The organism is Burkholderia sp. E168m23, assembly GCF_016586125.1.
GTDB classification, from domain to species: domain Bacteria; phylum Pseudomonadota; class Gammaproteobacteria; order Burkholderiales; family Burkholderiaceae; genus Burkholderia; species Burkholderia orbicola.
Genome location: NZ_BCPP01001591.1, coordinates 1 through 761 on the forward strand (window position 1 = coordinate 1; position 761 = coordinate 761).

1 pseudogene is annotated in these 761 nt (G+C 71.6%); it reads left to right on the forward strand.

The features are described from left to right. A pseudogene (locus JMF90_RS39080) lies at positions 1–761 on the forward strand (urea carboxylase); the annotation flags it as partial.

Consider the following 761-nt stretch of genomic DNA (forward strand, 5'->3'; position numbering starts at 1 on the left):
ATGATCCTGCAGGCCGAAGGCGACCTGCCGCCGCTCGACACGCTCGCCGTCGTACCGCGCGGCGCGAGCATCCAGGTGCGGCTCTATGCGGAGGACCCGAACAAGCAGTTCCAGCCGAGCGCCGGGCTGCTCACGCACGTTGCGTTTCCCGACGACGTGCGGGTCGACGGCTGGATCGAGGCAGGCACGGAGATCAGCGCGCATTACGATCCGCTGCTCGCGAAGCTGATCGTGCGCGGCGACACGCGGCGCGACGCGCTGGCCGCGCTGCGGGCCGCGCTCGACCAGACCGAGCTGTACGGGATCGAGACCAACCTCGACTACCTGCGTGCCGTCGTCGGCTCCGACACGTTCGCGCGCGGCGCGCCGACCACTGCCTTCCTGTCGCGCTTCGCGTTCGCGCCGCACACGATCGACGTGCTCGACGGCGGCGTGCAGACCACCGTGCAGCAGGCGCCCGGGCGCGTCGGCTACTGGAGCGTCGGCGTGCCGCCGTCGGGGCCGATGGACGATCGCGCATTCGATCTCGCGAACGCGCTGCTCGGCAACGCGCGCGACGCGGCCGGGCTGGAATTCACGATGGTCGGCGCGACGCTGCGCTTCAATACCGCGACGCTGTTCGTGCTCGGCGGCGCGCCGCTCGCGGCCACGCTCGACGGTGAAGCGGTGCCGTTCTGGCAGGTCGTGCGAGCCCGACCGGGCGCAGTATTGAAACTGGGCGGCGTGACCGGCGCGGGCGTGCGCGCGTGTCTCGCCGTCAA